We start from the raw sequence: 26291 nt of genomic DNA on the forward strand, positions 1-26291 counted from the left end.
CTCCGGGGTCTCTTCCACTGACATCTCCTCTTACTGTTCTTGGTTGACAGGACGGGGACCGGGCTCAATGATCACCGGCGTGCCGGCAACCAGCCGGTCAAACAACTCGATGACATCGCGGTTTCGCATACGGATACATCCATGGGACCTTGGTTTTCCCATGGGTTCAGTATCCGGGGTGCCATGAATGTATATGAAACGACGAAAGCTATCGACACCAGGACCACGATTGAAGCCGGTTTCCAGGCCGCAGAGCCAGATTATGCGGGAGAGAATCCAGTCCCTTTGGGGATAGTGCCGTGACAGTTCCGGCGACCAGGTCTCACCGGTGGGGCGACGGGCAATAAAGACCGTTCCTTCGGGCCTGCCCCCCCCAACCAGGGCCCTGACATAGTGACGCCCCCGGGGCGTACAGCCGGAATCCTGGGCCTCGCCAGGACCGTTCAGAGCGGTGGATACGGGCCAGCTGAGGTGTTCTCCACGGCCACCGAACCAGTCCAGGGTCTGGTGGTCCAGGCTGACAATTACACGCTGCGCCCCTTCCGGGGTGGAAACTGAAGTGGACACTCCGGCGCTCCTGCCATGCTGACGTTGAGCAGCAAAGGCTAGCGGACCCGGCTGACGGAGGCAACTGCACAGCCTTCATGGCTGGCGGATGGTTTCAGCCTGCCGACCGGTTATTACCCGTGGCGGAGGCCTCCGGACGCGGCACCAGCATCAGGTCCGGCGCTTGCATTCCTGCCGCAAGGAAGGGTATCAGGCGGGCGGCAATCTCCTGGATCGGGGTTTCCACCCCGGTCTTGGTTTGCAGGATATCCCTGAGGGCATCACTGGACGACATGGTAAAGGCGGTGGCGCCGAGCATGAACTGGATACGCCAGTAGCGGTCCACCGGGGAAAGCTCCGGTGTGGCCTGCTTCAGCAACGCCATGAACCGATTGAAGATATCCTTGTACTCGTCTTCAAGGTATTCCCGCAGGTGGCCCTGGGACTGGGTATAGGCCAGTCCCAGCAAGCGCATGAAGATGGAAATACCGCGCTCATTTCGCTGGGGCATACGCACCGCACTTCCGGTGAGGGCCCCGAGGATCTCTTCAACGGTCAACGCCCGGTCACCGGGACGGGCTTCCAGCTCGTCGAACTCGGCGTCCAGGGTGGAAGAGTAAGGGGTGAGAAAACGGGCGAATACCGACTGGATAAGCGCATTCTTGGACCCGAAATGGTAATTCACGGCGGCCAGGTTGACACCAGCCTTGCTGGTTATCATCCTGAGAGAGGTTTCCGCGAACCCCCGTTCAGCGAAAAGCTCTTCCGCAGCATCAAGAATCCGGTCCACTGTATCTGACTGGGCCACAACACTTTCCTTGAGTAAACGAATGTTTAAAACATACGTTTCAAACGCAAGTCTGTCAAGCGCGCTTGCGCTCCTGCCCGCCCTCCGCTGCATCCGGTTCTGAACCCGGTTCCCCGTCCTTTGCACCTGTGTCTGGCACTGCGGAGGGCGTATCCTCCGCCTGCGGATCCTGCACGGATTCAGTCACCGTTTGCGCCACGGACTGCCAGCCCCGGTCGATGGCTTTCTGGTGCCCCTCGAAATAGGCAGACTGCATACGCTCGTAGGCTTTCTCCGCCTCCAGCATGAAAATCAGGTAGAGCCGGAAATGCTCCCGCCGGGTCAGGGAGGCGGCCAGCCGGCGTTGCTCAGACAGGTGCCTGAGTGTGCTGAATCGGGGCGCTGCCAGGGTCGAGTTGAACTCCGAGAGCTCGTTACATTGCCAGATAAGCCCCAGCTCCCCTTCCAGGTGGGCAACGTGGCGACGGGCGTCGCGCAACAATTGCTGCCGGTAAAGAATCAGGTCCAGGTAGGACGGATTCGAGGTATAGAGTCGACGTACAAACGGCACCCCCAGTAACAGGATAACCACAAACGCACCAAAGCCTCCGCCGGCAATCCAGGCCGGCACCACGCCGGTCATACCACTGAGAAATACCAGCGCCGCGATGGTCGCCGACAACAACCAGCTGTCCCGGCGCCGGCGGGCGGCATTGAGGGTATAACTGTCGGGCCAGCCGGACAGGGAGAGGAGATTAAAGTCCAGCAGGTTCACCCGTTCGCACTGTCGCAGCAGCCGGCGCAACCGACGCTGATAGGACTCGGCGTAGCGGCGTTCGATTTCCTCGGATTCGGCATCACTCGCTACAAGCACTTGATCGTCACCAACACTGCCGGTCGCGGCACTGACCTCCTCGCTTCGGGGGTTGACGAGTTCTGTACTGGCCGGCTTCTCGGCTGGCAGGCGGCCCTTTCGCTCCGATACCGTCGGTGTATTTCGCGCCGGCCCTGGTGAGGCTTCCGGGTCCGCTGGCCGGCCAGGGCGAAGCACCGGATCTTGCCCCGGGGGGGGCGGTATCTCGGGTTTTCACGAAAGTATCTGCCATTGCTGTCAGCCCGGTTCTGTTATTGGCGCCCTGCTAGTGTCCCGGCCACCAGAATGGCCGGACCCTGAAAGGTTATCGCCTGCCTGGCGGCATTCTTTAGCGGCTAACGTCTGAAGCCCATGCGAAACCCTTTTGATAGCTTACTCCCGGGGCGATACACTTGCGTGTTCCGAAATGTAACGAGGTGCAACCATGTTTACCGGTATTGTGCAGGGCATTGCCACGGTGGAGTCACTGGACGCCCGTCCTGGCCTGACCACCTTTGTGATCCGTTTTCCGGAGGGCAGCCTGGAAGGCGTAACCACAGGTGCATCCGTGGCCATCAACGGTACCTGTCTGACCGTCACGGCCCAGCAGGATAACCAGCTATGGTTTGATGCCATGCAGGAAACCCTGAGGCTGACCACATTGGGAGAGCTTGCTGAGGGGAGCCAGGTGAACTTTGAGCGTGCCGCCAGGATTGGGGACGAGATCGGTGGCCATCTGCTGTCCGGCCATATCCATTGCACCGCCCGGGTAGTCAGCCGGGAGCAGCCTGAAAACAATTGCACCCTCACCTTTGAAGTGCCGGAAGCCTGGCAGAAGTACCTGTTCCCAAAGGGCTATATCGCGGTCAATGGCGCCAGCCTCACCATCGGCGATGTGGAGGCGAACCGGTTCAACGTCCACCTGATCCCGGAGACCCTGCGGGCCACCACCTTCTCCGATATCCACCCAGGCGACAGGGTGAACATCGAGGTGGACAGCCAGACCCAGACCATTGTCGATACCCTGGCCCGGATGGGTTACGACCGTCCTGCCGGCTGACGGGGACCAGTACACCGGAACACCGCAAAACGTGGTGAGGCGTGTAGCTGCTGCACCTGCGTGAAAAATGACCGCAGGCTGCGGTGATAGCCCAGGTGGTGGTTGCCGACCATCAGTAACTCGCCATCACCTGTCAGGCAGCCTGCGGCTTCCGCAAACAGCCGCACGGCAATGTGGTCCCCCACAGCCCCACCCTCATGGAAGGGTGGATTCAGCAGAATCATCCGGAAAGGTCCTGACTGCCGTGGCGCCCCGTCGGCATGGTAGAAGCGACACTGACCCCTCTCCAGGCCCGCCGCGGAGACATTGACCCGGGCACTGATAATCGCCTGTGATGAAATGTCGGCAAAACCCATTGCAAGGTCGGCCGCCCGGAAAGGGCCACCAGGCCCAGCAGCCCGTTGCCACAGGCCAGGTCCAGCACCGGGGCCCCGGGTGGTAAGGCCGTTACGGCTTCTGCTATGAAAGGCAGCAACTCGCGGCTGCCGATGTCGAGCCGGTCACGGGCAAAGACTGCCGGCAAGCCCTGTACCGGTGCGGGCAGCTCCCCGACCGTGTAGCCCCGCCACAGGCGGTCCCAGTGCGCCAGGGTCTGAGTGCCCGGCTGACACAGCACCAGCCGGGCTTTCTTCTTTGCTGGCAGCACCGCCTCGGTCACCACCAACTCCTGATAGACCCTGACGGCCTGGTCCGGCAGGTGCTTGATCATGCCGCCGGCGAGAATCCACCCCCCCGGGCGAAGCACCTGGTTACACCACCGCAACAGGAACCCCAGGTACTCCAGCTGACGCGGCACCTTGAGAATCACAGCGTCATAACGGGCCGTACCAGAAGCCGACGAGGCTGAACCGCGGGCGACAGCTTCCAGCTCCTGGTCCCAGCTTCGGACAGCCGGCACTGGAAGCCCGTTGGCCCGGGCATTGAGGGCAAGACCCTCCGCCAGTGCCGCGCTATCCGCAATCACATCCGGCAGGAAGTCTGCCAAACCAAGGGCAAGCGCTCCGAAACTGTCGTCGACGACTGCGACCCGCTGACCCGGAGCCAGCCTCTTGAGGGCCTCGGCGACCAACTGCTCATCGGCCGCATCCCAGGCCCTGAGACTGCGGCCACCACGATGGGGGCGGTGGAGCGTCAGGCTGGCGGTACCTGCCGGAAAACCGGAACTGCCATCGCTGGCAGGGGTCACCGCCTGCCCCTCCCGCTCGCGGGCTTCTGGCGAACGGCCTGGTAAACAGTGAAGCGCTTGTCTTCCGCCAGCACCCGGCAAGGCCCGATGTATGCCTCGATCAGCTCCTGATAAGGCAGGAACCGGTTAGCGACCAGTCGCAACTCTCCCCCGGGGGCCAGGTGGCGCCCTACCTGCCTGAGGAAACTCTCGGTCATCGATGTATCGATACGAACGCCGGTATGAAAGGGCGGGTTGGTAATGACCGTAAGGTAGCTGCTCAGCTGGTCCGGCAGGCCATCGCTGGCAAGGATGTCACCCTTTGCGCCGTTACGCTCATAGGTCTGGCGAGCACAGAATACCGCCTGGGCCTGGACATCAACACCGTCCACCGGCCCCAGTTCCGGATACCGGACCTGCAGCCAGGCACCAATCACACCGGCGCCGCAGGCAAAGTCCAGCACGGGTCCGCGAACAGGTGTATCCGCCAGGGTTTCCAGCAACCGGGCTGTACCCTCATCCAGGCGGCCGTCACTGAAAATACCGGGCACCCCGGCAACCGATATCCGGGCGCCGGCGCAGTCAACGTCATACCACTGTACCCACTGCTGGGCGCAGAATGGCGTGTCTGCCGCCGGTAACCGTGCCGTCCAGACCTGGCAATGGCGGGCGCTGTCGACTTTGCGGGCCTCAGGTGCGACGGCCTGCAACTGGCGGGCGGCGCCGGCAATACCTTCGCGTTTCTCCCCCACCAGCACCAGCCGGCCCTGCGCTGACAGCAGGTCCCGGGCCAGCGCCAATTGCATGACCAGCGTTTCCCGGGCCTTGGGCACAAAGATCACCAGGGTATCCAGCGATCCCCGTTCTGTCTCAGACAGTTCGTAGCCAAACTGCACCCGGCAGTCGCCCCGCTGCTCCAGTGCAGCGGCGACTCCGGCGTGTTCGGTAATCACCAGGGGCTGCCCGGCACCGGGCAGGTCGGGAAGTTCAGGCAGGGACAGCCCCAGCAGGCCTGTCCGCCCGGTCACCAGCTCAGCGTTGCGCTCCAGCGCAGCCAGCGGGTTGCGCCCTCCGGTCTGATCCCGATTGGATGCCTTGCGTGCCGTCATGTGATTGCCTCAGCCAGTGATTCAGGTGGGGCGAATTGAACGGCATTCACGGGAGAATCGCAACACTCCGGGAAAAGCCCGCTCCGGGATGTGACCGGAACGGACTCCCGGGTTCATTCAGCCAGTGGTGCATGAATGCTACTTTGCGCCAGGTCCAGCAATTCCCGCAGGGCCACCGAGAACATCGCGTACTCCGGCTGGCGCGCCCCCTTGAGTTCCGCCAGCATACTCTTCCAGCGACGGATCATGGTGTCGTGCTGCGCCATCCAGCTCTCCACACACTCTTCCACCTTATGGTGGTCATCCGCCATTCTGAGCACACCCGTGGTCAGGGCGCGCTGCTGCCAGTCCAGGTCCTCCCGGAAACTTTCCCGGGCCAGCGCCTGCCAGTGGGAGGCTGGCTTGAGATTGGCGATGGCGGCGGCAAACCAGTTCAGGTCGAGCCGCTCGCCCAGTGTGTAGTACAGGTTTGCCACCGTCTTGAGGGGCACACCCGCGGACTCGTGGGCTTCGATAATACCCAGCGCGGAGTACAGGTATGAACTGCCAGACACCACCGCTGCCAGGTCTTCCGGTATGCCCTGCTTTTCCAGTTTTTCCAGGTCGCTCCTCCAGTCCTTCTCGGCCCCCTGCCCCAGGTAATCCGGAAGGTTGGCAGAAATTCTGGCGATGCTGTCGGTGAAACGGTCCAGGTGGGACTGGATATTGAGTTCACTGCGCCGGTTACGCAACAGCCAGCGTACCGCCCGGCGGACCAGCCGCATCAGGTCATTCATCAGGCTGACCTGCAGGCTGGCCGGCACCTGGTAGTCAAGCGCTTCGATCCTGCGCCACCAGGTGTCAAGCCGGAATACGTCCCGGGCTATGATCCAGGCCAGGGCAATGGCCGGGGCATCGGCACCTGTGGACTGGGCAAGCCGGTCCACGAAGGTGATCCCCATGTGGTTGATCATGTCATTGGCAATCTGGGTGGCGATGATTTCTCGACGCAACTGGTGTGACTCCAGCTCTTTCGGGAATTTTTCCACCATCGGCTGAGGGAAGACCTTGTGCATTTCAGACACCAACAACGGGTCGTCTGGCAGGTCGCTGTCGATCAACACCTGCTTGAGGTCACCTTTGACATAGGAAATCAGCACCGCCAGTTCCGGGCGGGTCAGTCCCTTGGCGGCGGCCTTGCGCTCTTCCAGGGCCTCGTCATCCGGCAGGAATTCCAGCTCCCGATTGAGCTTGCCCTCCGCTTCCAGCCCGTTGATCAGGCGCCGGTATTCCTCCAGGCGGTTGGCGGCCTCGTCATTGGCCAGGCTCAGGGCCTGGGTCTGACGATAGTTGTTGGTGAGCACCAGGTTGGCCACTTCCTCGGTCATGTCTTCCAGCATGCGGTTACGCTGCTTTTCGGTCAGGTCCCCGGCTGCGACCACCCGGTTGAGCAGGATCTTCATGTTCACTTCGTGGTCGGAGCAGTCCACACCACCGGAGTTGTCGATGAAGTCCGTGTTGAGAAGGCCGCCATTAAGGGCAAACTCGATACGCCCGAGCTGGGTCATCCCAAGGTTGCCGCCTTCACCCACAATGCGGCAGCGCAGATCACGGCCGTTGATCCGCAGGCCATCGTTGGCCTTGTCGCCCACCTCGGCGTTGGATTCATGGGCAGATTTGACGTAGGTGCCGATACCACCGATCCAGAGCAGATCTGCCTGGGCCTTCAGGATATGGGTGATCAGCATGTTCGGCGGCACCCGGTCAGACTTGATGCCGAGCAGTTTCTTCATCTGGGGGCTGACCGGAATCGACTTGGCATTGCGACTGAAAACACCGCCCCCTTCCGAAATCAGCGACTCGTCGTAATCCGACCAGGCGGACCGGGGCATTTCAAACAGCCGCTTGCGCTCTGCGAAGCTCTTTCCGGGGTCCGGATCCGGATCGATGAAAATGTGCATATGGTTGAACGCCGCCACCAGTCGCGCCTTGTCGGAGCGTAGCAGGCCATTGCCAAAAACATCGCCGCCCATATCGCCAATGCCGATCACCGAGAAGGTATCGTTAGCCGGGTTGATACCCAGCTCCCGGAAGTGTCGTTCAACCGACACCCACGCGCCCCGGGCCGTTATGCCCATTTTCTTGTGGTCGTAGCCGTGGCTGCCGCCAGAGGCGAATGCATCCCCCATCCAGAAGCCGTATTCGGCGGCCAGGCCGTTGGCAATATCGGAGAAGGTCGCGGTGCCCTTGTCGGCTGCTACCACCAGGTAGTGATCATCACCGTCATGGCGCACCACGTCACTTGGTGGCTGAATCCCGTTGTCGACCAGGTTATCGGTGATATCCAGCAGCCCCCGGATAAACGTCTTGTAGGCAGCAACACCTTCCGCCTGGAAGGCCTCCCGGTCAGAGGGGTCTGGCAGGCGCTTGGCCACGAAGCCGCCCTTGGCGCCGACCGGCACGATAACGGCATTCTTCACCTGTTGGGCCTTTACCAGCCCCAGTATCTCGGTACGGTAATCCTCGAAGCGGTCAGACCAGCGCAGCCCACCCCGGGCGACCTTGCCACCACGCAGGTGCACCCCTTCCACCCGCGGGGAATAGACAAAGATCTCAAACATCGGAAGGGGCAAGGGCACATCGGGGATCTTCGCCGGATCCAGCTTCACGCTGATGTAGGGTTTGGGCTGACCCTGCACATCCCGCTGGAAAAAGTTGGTACGCAGGGTGGCACGGACCAGGTCCAGGTATAGCCGCAGTACACGGTCCTCACTCAGGTTGTCCACCTCGTCGAGACTGGCGTTGAATTCCAGCTCCAGCTTTTGCTGCGCTGCCTCACCCTTGGCCTGGCTCTGCTCTCGGCCCGGATTGAAGCGGGTGTCAAACATCTGCAGCAACAAGCCGGCCAGCCCGACGTGGTTAACCAGGGTATTGGCAATAAAGGTCTGGCTGTTACTGAAGCGGATCTGACGCATATAACGGGCATAGGTGCGCAGGATCGCAATATCCCGCCAGCCCAGGTATGCGGACAGTAACAGCCGGTTGAAAGCGTCGTTCTCAGCCTCGCCGAACCATACCCGCTCGAACAGCTCCTCGAAGATGGGCCGTATGCGATGGATATCCACTACCGCGCCTGAACGGGCCTGCAGGGAAAAATCATGGATCCACACCACATTGCGATCATGATCCACGATCTCGAAGGGGTGCTCGCCGATCACCCGGAAGCCCAGGTTCTCGAAAATCGGCATCACATCGGACAGGGGCAGCTGTTCGGTGGGGTTGAACAGTTTGAAGTGAACCGTGCTCTCTTCTTCTTCCAGTGACCGGTAGAAGCTCATGGCCATGGGGCGGCCGTCCGAGACCGCACAGATATGCTCCAGGTCAATGGCAGCCCGGCGAGGGGAAAACATGTCCTGGTAGCTGGCAGGAAAGGCCGACGCATAGCAGCGCATCAGCTCGTTGCCCCGCTCCTCGCCCCAGGTTTCGTGCAGGGCCTCCGCCAGGCCATCCCGCCAGGATTGGGCCAACTCAATGACCCGCTCCTGGATTTCCGCCACCGGCAGGCGTCGACTTCCGGCCCGGGGCACCCGGATGGTGAACTGAACCCGCGCCAGCACCGACTCGGAGAAATGGGTCACAAAGCTGATGTCTTCGGCCTCCAGGCGGTCACACAGGACCTCCTCGACCCTCAGCCGCAGCTCGGTGTTGTAGATGTCCCGGGGAAAGAACGCCAGGCAGGTCACAAACTGGCCATAGACATCCTCCCGCATGAACAGGCGAATCTGCCGCCGCTCCTGGATATAGAGGATGTCCAGCGCCGTCTGGTAAAGCTCGTCCAGTTCGATCTGGAACAGCTCATCCCGGGGATAGACTGACAGGATCTGGTCCAGCTCCTTGCCGGCGTAGTCATCCTTCATAAAGCCAGAGCGCTCGACTACTGCCTCGACCTTGCGACGCAGCAGGGGAATATCCTCGGGGCGACCGCTGTAGGCGCGGGAGGTGTACAGGCCAAGGAAACGGCGCTCACCCACCACCTGGCCCTTGCTGTTGAACTTCTTGACCGCAATATAGTCAGGATAAGCCGGACGGTGAACCCGCGAACGCTGGGCCGACTTGGCAAAGATAAACAGTTCATCGGTGCGGGTCATCTGACTGCGGGTACGCCGTGGCAACTCACGCATGGCCACTTTTGCACTGCGTTCGTTATTGACCCGCAGTATGCCGAGCTCCGAATTCTCCACCCGGCAAACGTTCGTCCCCTTCTTGTCGCTGACGAAGTCATACTCGTCGTAACCAAGGAAGGTGAAGTGATCGTCGATAAGCCAGTCCACAAACGCCCTGGCTTCGTCAACATCGTCGGGGGTAATGTCCGCAGGCGAGCTGTCCAGTTCCCGGGCGATTTCCAGGGCCTTCTGCTTCATGGCTCCGAAGTCCGAGACCACGATACGCACTTCGTGCAGCACTTCCTGCAGCAGGTTCTCCAGGTTAGCCAGGTCCTTCTGATCGCTGTGGCGGTCAATCTCAAGTACGATGAATGCCTCATGGCCTGACTCATCGCCCTCGTCTGGTGCCTCAAGCGACACCAGCGTGCCGTCCTTGTCACGGTCCACCGCCAGGATCGAGTGGTGAATGGTGTGGGTTCCAATATCCCGCCGGTTAATGGCCATGCGCACAGAATCGATCAGGAACGGGATGTTCGGATGCAGTATAAAGATCACCGTATGGGTGGACTGCCAGCCATCGCTCTCCAGATCGGGATTGAATACAGCGACCGGCGTCTTGCCCTCAGGCCGTTTCTGCAGGAATTGCCAGGCTGCCAGCACGGCGCCGTAGGTATCGTGGAACGCCCGGCTCAGCAACTCATCCAGGGGCAGGTGCATAAGGTACTGATGACTGAAGTGACTGATCCGTTCCGCCTCCTTTTTCGGCAGCTTGCGGAATAATTCCTCATCCAGTTGTTCAAGGAACTGCTCCTTGCTGGTCACGGTCAGGGTATTCATCAATCACCTCTGTCTGTGGTCCGGGCACCTGCTGAAAAGGGTCAGGCACCGATGTGAACGAATGGTAACTCCAGCATAGTCAAACCCTTGATAATTTGCTGTAAATTCGCGAAAACTTCATACGGTAAAACCGAGATATAACCACTTCCGGAGTAGCCAGAGCCATGTCCTCCCTGCAACAGACCTTCGGTGAGCTCAAGCAGCACCTCGCCAGTCGCATTATCGGCCAGCACGCGCTGGTGGAACGCCTGCTGATTACCCTGCTGGCTGATGGTCACCTGCTGGTGGAAGGCGCCCCTGGGCTTGCCAAGACGACCGCCATCAAGGCCCTGGCCGAGCACCTGGAAGGGGACTTTCACCGCATCCAGTTCACTCCCGACCTGCTTCCCTCCGACGTTACCGGCAGTGAAATCTTTCGGCCCGAAACCGGCCAGTTCGAGTTCCAGCGCGGCCCGGTCTTTCATAACCTGGTGCTTGCCGACGAGATCAACCGCGCTCCCGCCAAGGTACAGTCGGCCCTGCTGGAGGCTATGGGGGAGCGCCAGGTGAGTGTCGGCATGCGCACCTTCCCGTTACCGGAGCCTTTCATGGTCATGGCGACCCAGAACCCCATCGAACAGGAAGGTACGTATCCGCTGCCGGAAGCGCAGCTCGACCGTTTTCTGATGCACGTGACCATCGGCTACCCGGAACCGGCCGCCGAGCGGGAAATTCTCCACCTTGTCCGCCAGCAGACACGGGAAGCCCGGACTCCCGATGCCACACCGGTGACCGCCGAGCAGGTCAGTGAAGCCCGCAAGGCGGTAAGTGATGTGTTTATGGCCGAGGCTGTGGAAGACTATGTGCTGGCCCTCGTACTCGCTACCCGTGATCCGCTGGCCCTGGATGACGACCTGGACCGCTGGCTGGCATTTGGCGTCAGCCCCCGGGGGACCATCGCCCTGGATCGTTGCAGCCGCGCCCTGGCCTGGCTGGACGGCCGTGACTACGTCACTCCGGACGACGTCAGGGCGGTCGCGCCTGATGTTATGCGTCACCGCCTGATACTCACCTTTGAGGCGGAAGCCGCCGGCATTACCCCGGACCAGGTGGTCCAGCGCCTGCTGGAGCGGGTTCCGGTGAGCGCCTGAGGAAGGTGGCAAGCATGGGAGCTTTCGCCTCGACACCAGCCGGCACCGGCCAGCACAGATCAGCCATCACACTGGATGAGCTGCTTCAGCTGCAGGCCCGGGCCCGCACCCTGCAAATGCCATCGGCGCGCCGGGCCCTGCGCCAGCGCCGGGGAGGCCATCAGTCGCACCTGAAGGGCCGCGGCATGTCACTGGCCGAGGTCAGGCCCTATCAGCCAGGAGATGACGTGCGTCGTATCGACTGGCGTGTCACCGCCCGCCGCCAGGCGCCCCATACCCGGGTCTATGAAGAAGAGCGGGAGCGCCCTGTGCTGGTGCTCTGTGACCTTGGCCCTACCCTTTTCTACGCCAGTGAGGGCAGCTACAAACAGGTACGGGTCGCAGAACTGGCCTCCCTGCTGGCCTGGGTAGCCCATGGATCCGGCGATCAGGCGGGAGGCATCATCTTTGGTGGCGACAAGACTGCCATCGTCCGCCCGTCCCGCCGGCGCCGATCGGTCATGCAACTACTCAGTGCCCTCGCCACCAACCAGCGCCAGCAACCCGCGGCCGATTTCGGGGCAGGGACCGGCGACCTTGACGCAGCACTCACCGAGGCCCGGCGTATTGCCCATACCGGCAGCCGGCTGTTCATCATCAGCGACTTTCTCGGGGTCAGCCAAGATACCCGCGCGCTGTTGGCCGGACTGGCAATGCACAACCAGGTCACTGCAGTGATGGTTACCGACCCACTGGACGAGCACCTGCCCGACCAGGGCCGCTATGCGGTGTCAGGCCCCTCCGGGACACTCTGGTTCGATGGCAATGACCGGGCCTTGCAGCGAGCATGGCGGGAGCAGGCGCATGCTCGCCAGGCCGCATTACGACACTTGTTCCAGCAGACCGGGGTCAACGGCCTTACCCTGGCTACCGGAGAAGACCCGGTCTCCCTCATGCATGGCCTGACCTCGGCCGGGGGGCGACTACTTTGATTCCTGCCGACGTGCTGGCACAGCTCCGTGACATCGAGACACCACCCCTGGCCGGCCCGTGGCCGCCGGCGCCGGGGTGGTGGCTTCTGGTCGGACTGATTGTCGTCATGGTCGTTGCGGGGCTCGTCCTGGCGCGGCGCCGACACCGTCGCCACGCACCCCGGCGGGAGGCATTGGCAAGGCTTGCAGGCCATGGCATTCCCGACAACGCTGGCCCGGAATGGTTCGCCGCCGTCAACCGACTGTTGAAACAGACCGCCCTGAGCCTGTACCCGGCCGATCATCCCGCCGCACTCAGCGGCAATCAATGGCGTGACTTCCTGACCCGCACATCGAATATTCCCCGTGACAGCTGGCAACAGCTGGTAAACGCCAGTTACCAGCGCCAGAGTGAGCTGCCCCCTGCAGAAGCCTACCGGCTGGCGGAACGCTGGATACGGAGGCAGCGATGGTAACCCTGGCATGGCCCTGGCTCCTGGCACTGCTGCCCCTGCCCTGGGTGTTACGTCGCCTGTGGCCCTCACCTGCCACCATCGGTACCGAAGCGGCACCGGCCCTGCCCTTGCAGTCCAGGCTGGCGGGGCTACCCCGTGTCGGCCCACAAGGCGCTGGCAACCGCCGCTGGCTAACAATGCTGTTCACCCTCGCCTGGCTGCTGCTGTTGATCGCCCTTGCACGCCCCCAGCACATAGGGGAAAACACTCAGGTGCCAGTCACCGGCCGTGACCTGATGCTGGCCGTGGATATCTCCCCCAGCATGGAAGAGCGGGATATGGTGCTGCAGGGCCGCACGCTCAATCGCCTGGAAGCGTTGAAGGTGGTACTCGACGACTTTATCAGTCAGCGGGAGGGGGATCGCCTGGGCCTGCTATTGTTTGGTTCACAACCCTACATCCAGGCGCCGCTGACCTTCGACCACCAGACCCTGCGCACCCTGCTGTTCGAGGCGGGGCTGGGCATGGCGGGCCGTGCTACCGCCATTGGCGACGCCATCGGCCTGGCGGTCAAGCGTCTGCGGGAGCGGCCCCAACAGCACCGGGTGCTGATCCTGCTTACCGACGGGGCCAATACGGCCGGCAACCTGTCCCCTCGCAAAGCCCGGGACATCGCGGCTGACAGCAACGTGCGTATCCACACCATCGGTATCGGTGCTGAGACTGCTATACGCCAGGGCCTGTTCGGTCGTCGCCAGGTCAACCCGTCCAGCGACCTGGACGAGGCACTGTTGAGGGATGTGGCTGCGGCAACCGGCGGCCAGTACTTCCGTGCCCGCAGCATCGAGGAACTCCAGGGTATCTACCAGGAAATCGACCGGTTGGAACCCATGGAACTGGAAGGCAGGAGCTGGCGACCGGTGACAGACCTGTTCGCCTGGCCGGCCGCGGCGGCGCTGGCCCTCTGGCTGGCTGGCTTTACCTTCAGCAGGGTCCCGGCCCTGAGGCTGGCTGCCCGACCGCCTGGCGGGAGGATGCCATGAGTGATTTCCAGTTCCTGCGCCCCCTGTGGCTGCTTGTCCTGTTGCTGATACCCCTGCTGATCTGGCTACAGCATCATGCTGGCCCCGGCCAGAGCCAATGGCACCGGGTCATTCCACGGGCGCTGTTGCAACCGCTGTTGCCCGCCGGTAGCGGCAGGCCATATTCTGCTACCAGGATCCGGGTGGTCGCCCCGCTGGTGCTGGCGTTGACGGCACTGGCCCTGGCCGGCCCTTCGTTCCGGTCTGCCCCATCGCCCCTGCAACAGCAGGACGACTCGCTGGTGGTTGTACTCGACCTGTCCCTGTCCATGCTGGCCACCGACGCAGAGCCGGACCGGCTGACCCGGGCGACCCGCAAGATCCGCGATCTGCTGGCAACCCGGGAAGGCGCTTTTACGGGCCTGGTGGTTTATGGGGCGGATGGCCACGTTGTCACCCCGTTAACCGACGACCGCCGCACAGTTGAAGGGATGCTCGGCGCACTCGACCCGGTGATCATGCCAGCCAGCGGAAACCGGGCGGACCTGGGCGTGGCCCGGGCCGTGGAACTGCTGGATCAGGGCGCACCGGGCCGGGGCCGCATCCTGCTGATTACCGACAGCCTGAATCCCCGTTACGGAGAACGGATTCGCCAGCAACTGGCAGACTCACCCTGGCAACTGAACGGCCTGATGGTGGGTACGGAAAATGGCGCCCCCATTCCCCTGCCAGAACGAGGCTTTATCCGTGACGGCGACCAGGTAGTCATTACCCGGGCCAGCCTGGATGAGCTGGCAAGCGTTGCCGAATCCACCGGCGGCAGGGTCCTGCCAATGACCACGACGGATCAGGACATTACCCGCCTGGGCCTGCGAGCCCGGGACCATGATGTCTGGCAGCAGGCCGTCAGGGAGCGCATGACCGAGCGCCGCCAGGATGACGGCTACTGGCTGCTCTGGCTGGCATTGCCGCTGGTCCTTTTCGGCTGGCACAGGGGCGCGCTGGTGCTGGTAGCCTGTACCCTCTGGTGGACACCATCCGAGCCGGCGCGGGCGGCAGACTGGAATACACAATGGCAAGACCTGTGGCGTACGCCGGAACAACGGGCACCGGAACTGATTGAGCAGGATCCGGCCAGTGCCGCCAATCGTCTGCAGGATCCCCTGTGGCGGGGCACCGCGCTTTATCGGGATGGGCAGTATGAGGGAGCGGTCGATGCCTTTGCCCGGAGTGATTCCGCCACCGCCCATTACAACAGGGGTAATGCCCTGGCCCGGGCCGGCAAACCGGAGGCTGCCCTGGAAGCCTGGCAGGAAGCCCTGGCACGCAACCCGGATCACGAGGGAGCCCGGCAGAACCAGCAGATCGTCAGACAATACCTGGAACAGCAACAGCAAGCCCGGTCTGGCGATAAACGGGACAACCAGGACCAGGAGGGTTCAGGACAGGGCAACAGCCAACGTGGCGGGAGCAAGGGAAGCCGGTCCCTGCCGGAAGACGGGTCCGGTGACTACGACGGTCCCGGCGGTGATGACCCGGCAAGCCAGGCCGGCACGGCAGAAGGCAACGAGCTGTCGGAGCAACCCGGTGCCCGGGCAGGTCAACACGCCGGTCAGGGACAGGCCGCATCCGGGCCTGGCGAACAGAGTAACGGCGACCCCGCGGGTCAGGGCTCCGCTGACGGCCGGCCAGGCAAAGGCACCCGGGCCGATGCCCTGACCCAGTCCCAGGAGCAATGGCTGCGGCGGATACCGGATGACCCCGGTGGTCTGCTGCGACGCAAGTTCCTGCAGCAATTCCGAGGCCGCAACACGCAACCGGACGAGAATGACACACCATGGTAAAGCTCACTACCTGCCTGCATCACCGACTCCTGGCCGCCCTGCTTGCCTGCCTGCCGTTGCTGGCGCTGGCACAGGATAACGAGGCCCGCCAGGCTTTTATCGAGCTTTCTGCCAGTGAAGACGAACTGTATGTGCAGCAACAGATGCATCTGCGAGTAAAGCTCTACTACACCAACAACGTGATTCAGGGCCAGCTGTCAGATCCGGAACACCCCGACGTCATGATTGAACAGATCGGGGAACAAAAGCAGTACCGGGAACTACTCGATGGCGAACGGTACCGGGTGGTCGAGCGCAACTTCGTGCTGTTTCCCCAAAAACCCGGTCAACTGCAATTGCCGCCCATCAACTTCCAGGGCACGGCCCGCCACGCCCGTGGCCATCAATACCGGATCACCGATTCGGCCACGCTGTTTCCGCTGGAGGTCCGGGACATTCCGGACAGCTTCAGTGGCCGCACCTGGCTGCCTGCCACCTCGGTTGAGATCAGCGAAAGGGGCCTCGACCAGGGAGGTCCTGTGCAGCCGGGAGAGAACCTGACCCGTACCCTGACTCTGACAACGGAAGGTCTGCCCGCCACTACCCTGCCTGATGTGACGCCTCAGTATCCGGACGCCCTGCGAGCCTATCCGGAGCCAGCCCGGCGGCAGTCCTCCGCCACCGATGAGGGCGTAATGGGGCAGCTGCAACAGACCGTGGCACTGGTGCCGGTGCCCGGCCACAATGGTGAAGCCACCCTGCCCGAGATCCGGATTCCCTGGTGGGATGTAGAGGAGGACCGGGAGAAAATCGCGGTTTTACCAGCGCGAACACTGCGCCTGGCCAGCCCGGCGGCGACCGCTGACATTACACCAGCTACACCTGGCTCTGGGGAAACAGAAGATCGCGCTTTTTCACCTGATAATGGTGTCGAGTCGGCGGGGACTCATTGGACATGGCCGCTGCTGGCGGCGGCCTTCGCCCTGGGCTGGCTGACCACGGGCGCAGCCTGGTGGCTGCAGACCCGCCGTTCAGACCGGAGCCAGCCCGACACAGGTTCGCCTGCCGAAGCGGGAGGAAAGAGTGAACGAGGCCGGTTCGCCCTCGTTTGTGACCAGGCCCGGGCACTGGACCCGGCATTTTTCGACCACCTTCCGGCCTGGGTCCGGCAGTTGACCGGTCAGCCCTGCCATACCGTGGGAGCCGCCCTGGAGTGCCTTGATGACGAAGCGCTTCGCCAGGCTGTCAGTCAGTGGCAACGGCACCTGTTCGGCAAGGATGGACCCCCGGCCCCGGACGGACCCACACTGGAAAAATCCCTCAAACGCTCGCGCGGGTCCTGGCAGCAGGACCGACGGCTGCGCGGCAACAGACCCGGTCTACCGGACTTCTACCCGGAGGGAATCCGGCCCTGACAGCAGACCGGATCCCGGGACACTAGTGCAACTGCTGATCAATGGTCAGCAGCACCGGGTCACTCTCACCGCTCACCACAGGCACCGGCTCGTCCCGGATACCCTGGTAATCACCAGGTTGCGGGGTCGCTGCGCCGGAGGGGCTGATACGAGCGGCAACCACCACCTCGTCGGCCCCGGAAATCCGGAACTGGGGCGCCATGGCCAGGCGGTCATCCAGCCTGAGCTCGGTGGGCAACGACCCTGCCCTCAGCCTGGCCACCGCTAGTGGCGCCGATTTCATGTCCGGTGTACGGGCGTAAACGAACAATGTTGTGTCCGGATCTACCTGGCCAGCAAAGGCCTCATCCAGCTCCACTCGCACGGTCACGCCGCGATCAGATACGGCCTCGCCGCCACTGGCCGGTTCACTACGGATATCTTCCGGCACATCCATGCCGAGCTGCTGGTAAGCCCTGGCAACGCCTTCGCGAATGGAAGGCAGTTGCGGATGGTCAGGAGCCACCTCGATGATCTTTTCCCAGTGGCGAATGGCTCCTTCAAAATCCCGTTGTTCAAAGGCGTGGATGCCCAGCAACCCGAGGGTGTTGACCTCATCGGGATTGTATTCCCGGGCCTGGTCCATGGCACGGGTTACCTCTTCCGTCATCGCACCCTGGCTTTCAAAGAACCAGGCCTGGGCCGAAAGACCCCAGGCAACGGCCTTGTCGGCATCTCGACCAGCCACTTCAGCAAGCTTTTCAAACGCCCGCGCCGCGTCCGGATAACGCTCCATCCGCATGTAGCTGCGACCCAGCATGGCCCAGCCATCCGGGTTGTCCGGGTCCGCTTCGAGCCTATCGGCCAGCTGGCGGGTCAGTTCCGTCATCTGGGCCATACGGTCACCGCCCTGCTGCAGCTCCCGCATGGCCTGGTATTGTTCCACCTTACCCAGTGCCCCCCACTCCTGGTAAAGCAGGAAAACACCCACTGGCAGCAGCACGACGGCCAGCACCACAACCGCCCAGGTGCTGCGACGACGATGATCCATTCTCAGGTCAGCCGCCCGCACCTCTGCAGCCGGCTGCTCCTCGCCGACATCGTCCAGCATGGAGCCAGCCAGCTCTTCACGCAGCATGCGGAAGTTTTCCTCGTCTATAACACCCTGCTGGTATTCCTCTTCCAGTTCGGACAGGCGGGTGCGATAGGCCAACAGGTTCTGGTTGCGAATGTCCGCTGATATGCGCTTTTCAGGACGACTGAAAAGCAACGGATAGAGTACAAAAAGAAAAGCCAGAACGATCAGTATCGCCGTAATGATCCAGAAAGTATTGGTCATAAGAATCAGTCAGTTGAATCCGGGGATGGGTTCAGGAGCCGGTTACTGGCGCCGTAACAGTTCATCAGCCTGGCGGCGCTGTTCCTCGGTCAGCTGGGCGCCATCGTCTTCGCCGCCATTGCCGGAACGCCGGACGATCACCACGATAACGAGCAACCCGATCAGCACCACGATGGCCGGCAACAGCCACAACAGGGCAGTGCGGGCGTCGAAGGCTGGCTTGTAATGCACAAACTCGCCGAAACGTTCGACCATGGAAGCCACCACGGTCTGCTCATCCGCTCCGTCTTTCACCATGCGGTAGACTTCGTCCCGCATATCCTCAGCGATGGGCGCGTCAGAGTCGGCAATGTTCTGGTTCTGACACTTCGGACAACGAAGCTCATTGAGCAGGCGGTCAAACCGCTCACGCTCTGCTTCCGTAGCCAGCGGGTAGATATCCTGGGCAGTCGCTGGCGAATTGCCGGACTGAGCCAGGGCACCCGTTGCTACCGCCATAGCCAGCAGCATCATCAGCCAATGTCTCATGAACCCTCCTGCTGGTAACGGCGAACCACGGGACCCAGCTTTTGTTCCCAGACCTCAGGGTTAACCACACCGACATGGCGATAGCGCACGATACCCTGCTTGTCGATCACGTAGGTTTCCGGCGCACCATAGACACCGAGGTCAAAGCCGAGCTTGCCCTGGGGATCAAACAGGGTGATCTGGTAGGGATCACCCAGGTCCTGCAGCCAGCGCAGGGCCTGGTTGCGGTTGTCCTTGTAGTTCAGGCCAATCACCGGAATGCCCTTTTCTTCCGCCAGCCAGATCAGGTCATCGTGCTCATCCCGGCAGGCAGGGCACCAGGTGCCCCACACGTTAAGCAGGGATACCTGGCCCTGGAATACGTCCGGCGTGAGCGTGCGATCCGGGTACTTCAGATCCGCCAGCTCGAACGCCGGCACCGGTTTGCCAATGAGGGCGGATTCCAGCTCCTGGGGATCCTTGCCCAGCCCGGTATACAGGAAAATACCGAATGCCACGGCGACGATAACGGGCAGGAACAGCAGTGCACGCTTCATGCCCCTGCCTCCGCCGGCCGGCCGTCAGTGCCTGCATTACCGGTAACCGTGGCCTTGCGGCGTTCCGTAGCCTCATCCTTGATGCGGTAACGACGGTCGGCAATGGCAAGGAAGCCACCAATCGCCATCACCAGCGCGCCCAGCCAGGTCCAGCGGACCAGGGGCTTGTACTGCAGCCGCACCGCCCAGGCATTGCTGGATACCGGCTCGGCCACCGCCACAAAGATATCCCGCAGGAAGCCGGCATCAATACCTGCTTCCGTCATCACGTTGCGCTGCACAACGTACCGGCGACGTTCGGGGTAAAGCGTACTCACCAGTTCGCCGTCCCTGCTTATCTCAAAGCGGGAAACCAGGGCGGTAAAGTTGGCTCCTTCCCGCTCGCCCACTGACGCAAAGTGAAACTGATAGTCACCAACCGAGGCGGTGTCACCAGGGCCCATACGAACATTCCGCTCGATGCCATAGTTGTTAACCACGGTGGCTCCGGCGATCACCATGGCCAGGCCCAGGTGGCCCAGCACCATGCCATAGAAACTGCGGGACTGACGGCGCAGCCCGTGCAGGCGACCATGGCGGGAACCGGATTTGTTCCATACATCCTGCAGGGTTGCTGCGGCGCACCAGCTGGCTGACAGTACGCCAAAAAACGCCCACAGACTGAAGTTGTTCCAGAAACCGGTACCCTCAGGTGACACCGCATTACCCATGGTCAGCACCACGACGAACGCGACAATCAAACTCACCACGGTGGGAATAACCATCTTGCGGAGCAAATAGCCCTCATCGGTCTTCTTCCAGCGGGAGAAAATCCCTACACCCAGCAATATGCCGACTACTACGGCAATCGGGCTGAAAGTCAGGTTGAAGAAAGGCTCGCCAATGGAGATGTTGCCCAGCTCGAAATAGTCGGAAATCAGGGGGAAGATGGTCCCGACGAGCACCAGCAGCATGGCCGCCATCAGCAGGACGTTGTTCATCAGCAGGAAGACTTCTCGGGACAACGGACCAAACTTTGCCCGGGTGTGCACCACCGGCGCCCGGAAGGCGTAAAGCGTCAGGCTGCCAATGACGGTAATGGCCAGCAACAGCAACAGGAACGCGCCACGGGTGGGGTCGGATGCAAACGAATGTACCGAGGTAATAACGCCCGAGCGAACCAGGAAGGCCCCCAGCAGGCTAAGCGCGAAGGTGAGGATCGCCAGCAGCACTGTCCAGCTCTTGAACACGCCCCGCTTCTCGGTCACCGCAAGGGAGTGCATCAGCGCGGTACCGGAAATCCAGGGCAGCAGGGAAGCGTTTTCCACCGGGTCCCAGAACCACCAGCCGCCCCAGCCGAGCTCGTAGTAAGCCCACCAGCTACCCAGGGCAATACCCAGCGTCAGGAAACCCCAGGCAACCGTGGTCCAGGGCCGGGACCACCGTGCCCAGGCGGCATCCAGACGGCCATTGATCAGCGCGGCAATGGCGAAGGCAAAGGCCACCGAAAAGCCAACGTACCCCATATAAAGCATTGGCGGGTGAACAATCAGGCCGAAGTCCTGCAGCAACGGATTCAGGTCAGCCCCGTCCGCCGGCACATTGGGGAGAATGCGATCAAAGGGATTGGAGGTCATCAGGATGAACAGCAGGAAGCCAACAGCCACCATACCCATTACGGAAAGCACCTGGGAAACCATCACCGAAGGCAAGCGACGGCTGAAGGTCGCAACCGCCAGGGTCCAGCCGCTGAGCATGAGAATCCACAACAGCAGGGAACCCTCATGGCCACCCCATACCGCGCTGAACTTAAAGTACCAGGGCATCAGACTGTTGCTCTGGTTGGCCACGTAGGCCACCGAGAAGTCGTCTACCATAAAGGCATTGGTAAGAATGCCAAAGGCGATGGCGATAAACACGAACTGCCCGGCACTGAGGGGGCGGGCGAACGCCTGCAGGCTGTCACGGGCCGTCAGCGAGCCGTAGAGCGGAACTACCGATAGCAGCAGCGAGAGCAGCAGGGCGATAATGAGAGTGACTTGTCCGAGTTCGGGAAGCATGGTTCTCTCCGTTCTGGAGTCGGGTAAATGGCGTCAGGCAATCAGTACTGGGGCATCTCCCGGCCCTCTTCCCGGGCGCGGGCAGCGGAGCGCTCCAAAGCCTCGCTGACCTCCGGGGGCATATATTGCTCATCGTGCTTGGCCAGTACCTCACTGGCGACAAACTCCCGGTTCTCATTGAGCTGCCCGGTAGCCACCACGCCCTGCCCTTCAGCAAACAGGTCCGGCAGGATGCCTTCGTAGCGCACGGTCACCGAGGACGAGTAATCCGTTACCCGGAACTGAACCTTGAGACTGTCCGGATCCCGCTTCACGGAACCTTCTTCCACCATACCGCCCGCACGGATGCGGACGTTGACGGGTGCCTCGCCCTCGGCAATCTGGGTGGGATCGTAGAACAGGTTGATGTTCTGCCGGAACGCATAGGTGGTCAGGCCGACGGCGACGGCCACTCCGGCCAGCAGGAACAGGACGATGGTGAGCTTGCGCTTGCGTGCTGGGTTCATGACTTGCTGATCGACTCATTTTGGGTAGTTGGAATACGTTGGAAGCTGCCGCCGGCAAGGTCCCTGCGGGCCGTGTCAGCCTGCCCGGAGGATACCATTGCCTGTTCCCGCTGCTGGCTGCGCACCACCTGGCGCCGGTCCCTTATGGAGAGCCAGGCTATCAGAGCCACCAACAGGAAGAACACGCCGTAGCAGGTCCAGACATAGGGGCCATGCCCCCCCATGACGACAAAGGCACTGAAGGAATCAAACGCCATGTTCTCAGGCCCCTCCGGATTTGAGTTGCGAACCGCCGCCGGCGGCGATGAGTTCTTTCACCCAGCGGGTGCGACGCTCACGCCGCAACACCTCGGTCTGCATGCGATAGAGCGCCGCCCAGCCAAACAACAGGTAGGTGCCCAGCACGGCCAGCAACAGCGGCACCCACATTTCCGGGACCATGGTCGGCTTTTCTGTCAGCTTGAAGGTGGCCGGTTGGTGCAGGGTGTTCCACCACTCCACTGAGTACTTGATGATGGGAATATTCACCACCCCCACGACCGCCAGCACCGCCACCGCCCGGGCTGCGGTTTTTTCGTCGGAATAGGCATGGGCGAGTCCGATAATGCCCAGGTAGAGGAACAGCAGGATCAGCATGGAGGTCAGCCGTGCATCCCAGATCCACCAGGTTCCCCAGGTAGGCTTGCCCCAGACCGCACCAGTGAACAGGGCCAGCACGGTGAGAATCGCACCCACTGGTGCTGCCGCGCGGACAAACACATCCGCGAGCTTCATTTTCCATACCAGGGTAATGACCCCGGCCACGGCCATCATCATGTAGACAGACTGAGCCAGGAACGCGGTTGGCACATGAATGAAGATGATCCGGTAACTGTTACCCTGCAGGTAATCCCTCGGCGCAAATGCCAGCCCCCAGACGATCCCGGCCAGGGCCAGCAGCAGCCCGAAGCCCAGCAACCAGGGCATGAAGCGGCCAGCGATACCATAGAACCACTTCGGTGACCCCAGCTTGTGAAAAAATTGCCACATCGGGTATATCCCCTGATTTTATACCTGTGGGCGACATCGGCCTGCGTGATAAAGGGTCGCGGCCTAGGACGCCGATAAACTGATTTTCAGGGCCACGGCTGCGGCCAGTGGCGCCAGCACCAGCGCCAGGACCAGTATCGCGGCCATCAGGGCCAGGTGCCCGGACACGTCCGAGCCGCCGGCCGCAGCCATGACAGTCCCGGTACCAAAAATCAGCACCGGAATATACAGAGGGATCACCAGCAGCGACAAGAGCACACCTCCGGCCCGTAATCCCACAGTCAGCGCTGCTCCCACCGACCCGATCAGGCTCAGCACCGGCGTTCCGATCAGCAGCGTTAGACAAAGAACGGCAACAGAGTTCCCGTCCAGGAACAACATCATACCCAACATGGGGGTCAGGATGACCAGCGGGAGCCCGGTGACCAGCCAGTGCGCCAGGGTCTTTGCCAGAACCAGCACGAAAAGCGGCTGCGGCTGCAGGGCCATCTGCTCCAGTGTGCCGTCCTCGTAATCAAACCGGAACAGGTGATCCAGGGACAGAAGTGTCGCCAGCAGGGCACCAACCCACAGTATTCCTGCACCGGCCTCTCTCAGAAAGTCCGACTCGGGACTGACGCCCAGGGGGAACAACGCCACCACCATCACAAAGAACAGCAGTGGATTCAGGAGGTCCTGTTTCTGGCGAACGCTCAGGCGCAGATCCCGCCGCAGCACCGCGATCATGGACTGCCACAGGCCGGGGGACGTGGTGACAGGGTCGAGTACCCTTACCGACATGGATTCCTGCTGCCCCATTCAGCCCCCCTCCCCCACTGCGTGGGCGACCGACTCTGGTTCACCGGCTGCGCCCAGGCGAATACGTCGCATACCCTTAAGGGCTGGTTCATGGTGTGTGGTCATGACCACGGCCCCTCCCTGACGCACCCTGTCCTCCAGCAGCCGTTCAACCGCGGCTACGGCGTCCACATCCAGGGCCGTGAAGGCTTCGTCCAGAAGCCACACTGGTTCGTCCGCGAACAGTAACCTGGCCAGTGCCACCCGACGTTTCTGGCCGGCGGACAACTGGCTACAGGGTACCTGTGTCCAGGGTCCAAGACCGACCTGTTCCAGGGCCTGTGTCAGAATGTTATCCGGTACGTACTGGCGGCCGGCCACCAGGGCCTGGAGGTTTTCCAGCGGCGTCAGCAGCATCTTGATACCCGGACGGTGACCCAGGTAGAGCACATTCCTGCGCACCTGGTCCCAGTGCCGTTGCCGGGGCTCGCCGCACCAATACACCTGGCCGGACCAGTTGTCATTGAGGCCCGCCAGGATTCGCAACAGGGTAGTCTTGCCGGAACCATTGGGGCCCTCGACACGAGTGAGGGTTCCCGGCACTATGGAGAAACTCAGATCACTGAAGAGCGTCCGGCCGTCTCGCTCGCATTCCAGGGCCTCGGCCCTCAGCAAGTGGTCAGCGTGTTGCAGCGGCTCAGTCATCAAGGCCCCGACGTACGGGGGGCAGCCCCAGAAGCCACCCCGGATAATGCGTTTTCGCCGGTAGTGCCGGCGGCGACCGGGTGAACTCCCGGCAAGGTCGCTATTATATAGAAACAGGCCATTGATTACTCTTGCCTGACATCAAAACCACGCGTCGTACTTAACAAAAGCCATGAAATTACCGCACGGTAACCCGATCCCCCCTCAGCCGTCGAAACCACCGTCTGCGGCGAAGGCCAGCGTCCAGCCGGACCCGATGCAACAACTCCGGCAACTGCAGCTGGAAAACCGCCAGGCGGTGGTGGCCCGGGTGGCCGAATTGCTGACTCAGCGCGGGGGCCAGCAAGCGATACTTGAGGTGCGCGGGCAACGAGTGACGGTGGAGTTGCCTGCCAACGGACCCGAGCTGAAAGCCGGTGACCTCATCCGTCTCATGCGCGAGGGCCAGTCCCTCACCCTGCTGGACAAACTACCGGCCACCGCGGAGACCCGGCTGGGACAAGCGCTGCTTCGTCACCTGCCCTGGCAGCAGAACCTGGACAGCGGCCTGACCCGATTACTGGCCACGTTAACCGGCGGGTTCAGGAATGCCCCCGGGGCGACGACCCTGCCCGGCTCCATAGAGGCATTGCCCGCGCCGGTCCGGGAAGCCTTGCAGGTCATTGCCCGGTTGTTGCCACAAGTGCCGGCGGATAACGGGCCACCGACATTCAGGCCGGTGGCCGGCCAGAACGTCACCGGTCAGGGCACGGGCGCCACCGCTCAGGCTACACCGCTGAAAAGTACGCTGGATGCCGCAGCCGTCAGGCAGTGGCTGGCCAGCAGTGGTGTACTCGCCGAGGCCAGCCTGGCACGTGGCAGCACTGAAGCCGGCCCCGCGGACCTGAAGCTGGCACTGGGTCGGCTGGCTCTGACCCTGCTGCAGCATCAGAGCCTCGGCAGTGACCAGTTCACCCGCTTCACCCCGCTTCCCAGCCAGGAACTGGTCACCTCTCCCCTGCAGTTCCCGGTACCGACCACACCGCCAGTGGCGATGGCCGAAGCCCGGGAGCCGGCCTCACCAGGCCAGATGCTTCGTTTACTGGCAGGAATGCTTAACCGGATCACCGTTAACCAGCTTCACAGCCAATTGCTGACCACCCGCGCCGGCGGCGATGCCGGCACGCCGGCCAACACCCTGATCACCGACCTGCCCTGGATGGCTCCGGGGGGTGAGGTAAGAACCGCCCAGCTTCGCATCGATTATGAGAAACCCGGCCAGGAGGGGGCGTCCAGTCCCCGCAAAACCGGCGTGGCCGAGTGGCGACTGTCCCTCGCCATGGACCTGGACGAGGCCGGCAAGGTGTTCTTTGACGTGGCTCTGCGCCAGAGTGCGGTATCCGCCCGCGTCTGGGCTGAACAGCAAGGCACCGCCAGACTGGTCACCCGGCAACTGGGAGACCTGCGCACGCGCCTGACGGAACTGGGACTGGAAGTATCGGAACTGGAATGCCGCCGGGGCCAGCCGCCAGTCACACCGACCCGGCTGGAACACCGGCTGCTGGATACCCGGGCATGAG

General features: G+C 62.3%; 22 protein-coding genes and 1 pseudogene. 8 read left to right on the forward strand and 15 right to left on the reverse strand.

Annotation, left to right across the window (positions count from 1 at the left end):
• Window positions 1-30: 30 nt before the first annotated feature.
• The 3 genes from LJ360_RS12720 to LJ360_RS12730 form a co-directional block, all read right to left on the reverse strand.
• Complete coding sequence (locus tag LJ360_RS12720; protein ID WP_413774427.1) at window positions 31-525, reverse strand: L,D-transpeptidase family protein; 495 nt, start codon at window positions 523-525, stop codon at window positions 31-33.
• 136 nt (window positions 526-661) lie between these two features.
• Window positions 662-1354 (reverse strand): TetR/AcrR family transcriptional regulator, encoded by a 693-nt coding sequence (locus LJ360_RS12725; RefSeq protein ID WP_264994153.1) that lies wholly within the window; start codon window positions 1352-1354, stop codon window positions 662-664.
• 55 nt (window positions 1355-1409) lie between these two features.
• The gene (locus tag LJ360_RS12730; protein WP_264994154.1) at window positions 1410-2384 is read right to left on the reverse strand and encodes a hypothetical protein; all 975 of its coding nucleotides are present in this window, start codon (window positions 2382-2384) and stop codon (window positions 1410-1412) included.
• 247 nt (window positions 2385-2631) lie between these two features.
• Between LJ360_RS12730 and LJ360_RS12735 the strand changes: the two genes are divergently transcribed.
• On the forward strand, window positions 2632-3246 hold the full coding sequence (locus LJ360_RS12735; protein WP_091848552.1) for a riboflavin synthase subunit alpha: 615 nt from the start codon (window positions 2632-2634) through the stop codon (window positions 3244-3246).
• Here LJ360_RS12735 and LJ360_RS20045 read toward each other — a convergent pair.
• The 3 genes and pseudogenes from LJ360_RS20045 to LJ360_RS12755 form a co-directional block, all read right to left on the reverse strand.
• Window positions 3225-3955: pseudogene (locus tag LJ360_RS20045) on the reverse strand (class I SAM-dependent methyltransferase). The gene LJ360_RS12735 and the pseudogene LJ360_RS20045 sit on opposite strands and share 22 nt — an antisense overlap.
• A 473-nt stretch (window positions 3956-4428) precedes the next feature.
• On the reverse strand, window positions 4429-5520 hold the full coding sequence (locus LJ360_RS12750; RefSeq protein ID WP_264994156.1) for a class I SAM-dependent methyltransferase: 1092 nt from the start codon (window positions 5518-5520) through the stop codon (window positions 4429-4431).
• 113 nt (window positions 5521-5633) lie between these two features.
• A complete protein-coding gene (locus tag LJ360_RS12755; protein ID WP_264994157.1) occupies window positions 5634-10499 on the reverse strand; it encodes an NAD-glutamate dehydrogenase in 4866 nt (1621 codons plus the stop codon).
• 164 nt (window positions 10500-10663) lie between these two features.
• On the opposite strand from LJ360_RS12755, the gene LJ360_RS12760 reads away from it, so the two are divergent.
• The 6 genes from LJ360_RS12760 to LJ360_RS12785 are packed head-to-tail and all read left to right on the forward strand — an operon-like array spanning window position 10664 to window position 17294.
• Window positions 10664-11629 carry an AAA family ATPase gene (locus LJ360_RS12760; RefSeq protein WP_091848555.1) on the forward strand — a complete coding sequence of 322 codons (966 nt, stop codon included), beginning with the start codon at window positions 10664-10666 and terminating at the stop codon, window positions 11627-11629.
• Window positions 11630-11643: 14 nt separating this feature from the next.
• Window positions 11644-12600 (forward strand): DUF58 domain-containing protein, encoded by a 957-nt coding sequence (locus LJ360_RS12765; protein ID WP_264994158.1) that lies wholly within the window; start codon window positions 11644-11646, stop codon window positions 12598-12600.
• Window positions 12597-13055, forward strand: coding sequence for a DUF4381 domain-containing protein (locus LJ360_RS12770; RefSeq protein WP_264994159.1), 459 nt, complete (start codon window positions 12597-12599; stop codon window positions 13053-13055). Before LJ360_RS12765 ends, LJ360_RS12770 begins: the two co-directional genes overlap by 4 nt.
• Entirely contained in the window at window positions 13049-14077 is a 1029-nt protein-coding gene (locus tag LJ360_RS12775) for a VWA domain-containing protein (protein ID WP_264994160.1), read from the forward strand. The genes LJ360_RS12770 and LJ360_RS12775 overlap by 7 nt, the downstream gene beginning before the upstream one ends.
• The gene (locus LJ360_RS12780; protein ID WP_264994161.1) at window positions 14074-15900 is read left to right on the forward strand and encodes a VWA domain-containing protein; all 1827 of its coding nucleotides are present in this window, start codon (window positions 14074-14076) and stop codon (window positions 15898-15900) included. The genes LJ360_RS12775 and LJ360_RS12780 overlap by 4 nt, the downstream gene beginning before the upstream one ends.
• The gene (locus tag LJ360_RS12785) at window positions 15894-17294 is read left to right on the forward strand and encodes a BatD family protein (RefSeq protein ID WP_264994162.1); all 1401 of its coding nucleotides are present in this window, start codon (window positions 15894-15896) and stop codon (window positions 17292-17294) included. Before LJ360_RS12780 ends, LJ360_RS12785 begins: the two co-directional genes overlap by 7 nt.
• A 22-nt stretch (window positions 17295-17316) precedes the next feature.
• On the opposite strand, the gene ccmI is transcribed toward LJ360_RS12785, so the two are convergent.
• From ccmI to ccmA, 9 genes are all read right to left on the reverse strand, one after another.
• On the reverse strand, window positions 17317-18612 hold the full coding sequence (ccmI, locus tag LJ360_RS12790; protein WP_264994163.1) for a c-type cytochrome biogenesis protein CcmI: 1296 nt from the start codon (window positions 18610-18612) through the stop codon (window positions 17317-17319).
• Window positions 18613-18654: 42 nt separating this feature from the next.
• A complete protein-coding gene (locus tag LJ360_RS12795) occupies window positions 18655-19140 on the reverse strand; it encodes a cytochrome c-type biogenesis protein (protein WP_413774364.1) in 486 nt (161 codons plus the stop codon).
• A complete protein-coding gene (locus tag LJ360_RS12800; RefSeq protein WP_091848562.1) occupies window positions 19137-19676 on the reverse strand; it encodes a DsbE family thiol:disulfide interchange protein in 540 nt (179 codons plus the stop codon). The genes LJ360_RS12795 and LJ360_RS12800 overlap by 4 nt, the downstream gene beginning before the upstream one ends.
• Window positions 19673-21715 carry a heme lyase CcmF/NrfE family subunit gene (locus tag LJ360_RS12805; protein ID WP_264994164.1) on the reverse strand — a complete coding sequence of 681 codons (2043 nt, stop codon included), beginning with the start codon at window positions 21713-21715 and terminating at the stop codon, window positions 19673-19675. Before LJ360_RS12805 ends, LJ360_RS12800 begins: the two co-directional genes overlap by 4 nt.
• Before the next feature lie 41 nt (window positions 21716-21756).
• Window positions 21757-22221, reverse strand: coding sequence for a cytochrome c maturation protein CcmE (gene ccmE / locus LJ360_RS12810; protein ID WP_091848564.1), 465 nt, complete (start codon window positions 22219-22221; stop codon window positions 21757-21759).
• A complete protein-coding gene (ccmD, locus tag LJ360_RS12815; RefSeq protein WP_264994165.1) occupies window positions 22218-22478 on the reverse strand; it encodes a heme exporter protein CcmD in 261 nt (86 codons plus the stop codon). The genes ccmE and ccmD overlap by 4 nt, the downstream gene beginning before the upstream one ends.
• 4 nt (window positions 22479-22482) lie before the next feature.
• Window positions 22483-23250: a heme ABC transporter permease gene (locus tag LJ360_RS12820; protein WP_264994166.1), complete on the reverse strand. Its 768-nt coding sequence runs from the start codon at window positions 23248-23250 to the stop codon at window positions 22483-22485.
• Between the two features lie 63 nt (window positions 23251-23313).
• Complete coding sequence (gene ccmB, locus LJ360_RS12825; RefSeq protein ID WP_245742429.1) at window positions 23314-23976, reverse strand: heme exporter protein CcmB; 663 nt, start codon at window positions 23974-23976, stop codon at window positions 23314-23316.
• 72 nt (window positions 23977-24048) lie between these two features.
• Window positions 24049-24732, reverse strand: coding sequence for a cytochrome c biogenesis heme-transporting ATPase CcmA (gene ccmA / locus LJ360_RS12830; protein WP_091848567.1), 684 nt, complete (start codon window positions 24730-24732; stop codon window positions 24049-24051).
• Window positions 24733-24904: 172 nt separating this feature from the next.
• Here ccmA and LJ360_RS12835 point away from each other — a divergent pair, with 172 nt between their 5' ends.
• Window positions 24905-26290 carry a flagellar hook-length control protein FliK gene (locus tag LJ360_RS12835; protein WP_264994167.1) on the forward strand — a complete coding sequence of 462 codons (1386 nt, stop codon included), beginning with the start codon at window positions 24905-24907 and terminating at the stop codon, window positions 26288-26290.
• Window position 26291 lies beyond the last annotated feature (1 nt).

Source organism: Marinobacter sp. AN1 (assembly GCF_026013985.1).
GTDB lineage: Bacteria > Pseudomonadota > Gammaproteobacteria > Pseudomonadales > Oleiphilaceae > Marinobacter > Marinobacter segnicrescens.

Bases quoted from the DNA above. Each gene is read 5' to 3' on its own strand.
- ccmA (WP_091848567.1), bottom strand. From the start codon at position 24,732: ATGACTGAGCCGCTGCAACACGCTGACCACTTGCTGAGGGCCGAGGCC.
- ccmI (WP_264994163.1), bottom strand. From the start codon at position 18,612: ATGACCAATACTTTCTGGATCATTACGGCGATACTGATCGTTCTGGCT.
- LJ360_RS12760 (WP_091848555.1), top strand. From the start codon at position 10,664: ATGTCCTCCCTGCAACAGACCTTCGGTGAGCTCAAGCAGCACCTCGCC.
- LJ360_RS12785 (WP_264994162.1), top strand. From the start codon at position 15,894: ATGGTAAAGCTCACTACCTGCCTGCATCACCGACTCCTGGCCGCCCTG.
- ccmE (WP_091848564.1), bottom strand. From the start codon at position 22,221: ATGAACCCAGCACGCAAGCGCAAGCTCACCATCGTCCTGTTCCTGCTG.
- ccmB (WP_245742429.1), bottom strand. From the start codon at position 23,976: ATGATCGCGGTGCTGCGGCGGGATCTGCGCCTGAGCGTTCGCCAGAAA.
- LJ360_RS12775 (WP_264994160.1), top strand. From the start codon at position 13,049: ATGGTAACCCTGGCATGGCCCTGGCTCCTGGCACTGCTGCCCCTGCCC.
- LJ360_RS12800 (WP_091848562.1), bottom strand. From the start codon at position 19,676: ATGAAGCGTGCACTGCTGTTCCTGCCCGTTATCGTCGCCGTGGCATTC.
- LJ360_RS12820 (WP_264994166.1), bottom strand. From the start codon at position 23,250: ATGTGGCAATTTTTTCACAAGCTGGGGTCACCGAAGTGGTTCTATGGT.
- LJ360_RS12805 (WP_264994164.1), bottom strand. From the start codon at position 21,715: ATGCTTCCCGAACTCGGACAAGTCACTCTCATTATCGCCCTGCTGCTC.
- LJ360_RS12755 (WP_264994157.1), bottom strand. From the start codon at position 10,499: ATGAATACCCTGACCGTGACCAGCAAGGAGCAGTTCCTTGAACAACTG.
- LJ360_RS12835 (WP_264994167.1), top strand. From the start codon at position 24,905: ATGAAATTACCGCACGGTAACCCGATCCCCCCTCAGCCGTCGAAACCA.
- ccmD (WP_264994165.1), bottom strand. From the start codon at position 22,478: ATGGCGTTTGATTCCTTCAGTGCCTTTGTCGTCATGGGGGGGCATGGC.
- LJ360_RS12750 (WP_264994156.1), bottom strand. From the start codon at position 5,520: ATGACGGCACGCAAGGCATCCAATCGGGATCAGACCGGAGGGCGCAAC.
- LJ360_RS12765 (WP_264994158.1), top strand. From the start codon at position 11,644: ATGGGAGCTTTCGCCTCGACACCAGCCGGCACCGGCCAGCACAGATCA.
- LJ360_RS12780 (WP_264994161.1), top strand. From the start codon at position 14,074: ATGAGTGATTTCCAGTTCCTGCGCCCCCTGTGGCTGCTTGTCCTGTTG.
- LJ360_RS12795 (WP_413774364.1), bottom strand. From the start codon at position 19,140: ATGAGACATTGGCTGATGATGCTGCTGGCTATGGCGGTAGCAACGGGT.
- LJ360_RS12735 (WP_091848552.1), top strand. From the start codon at position 2,632: ATGTTTACCGGTATTGTGCAGGGCATTGCCACGGTGGAGTCACTGGAC.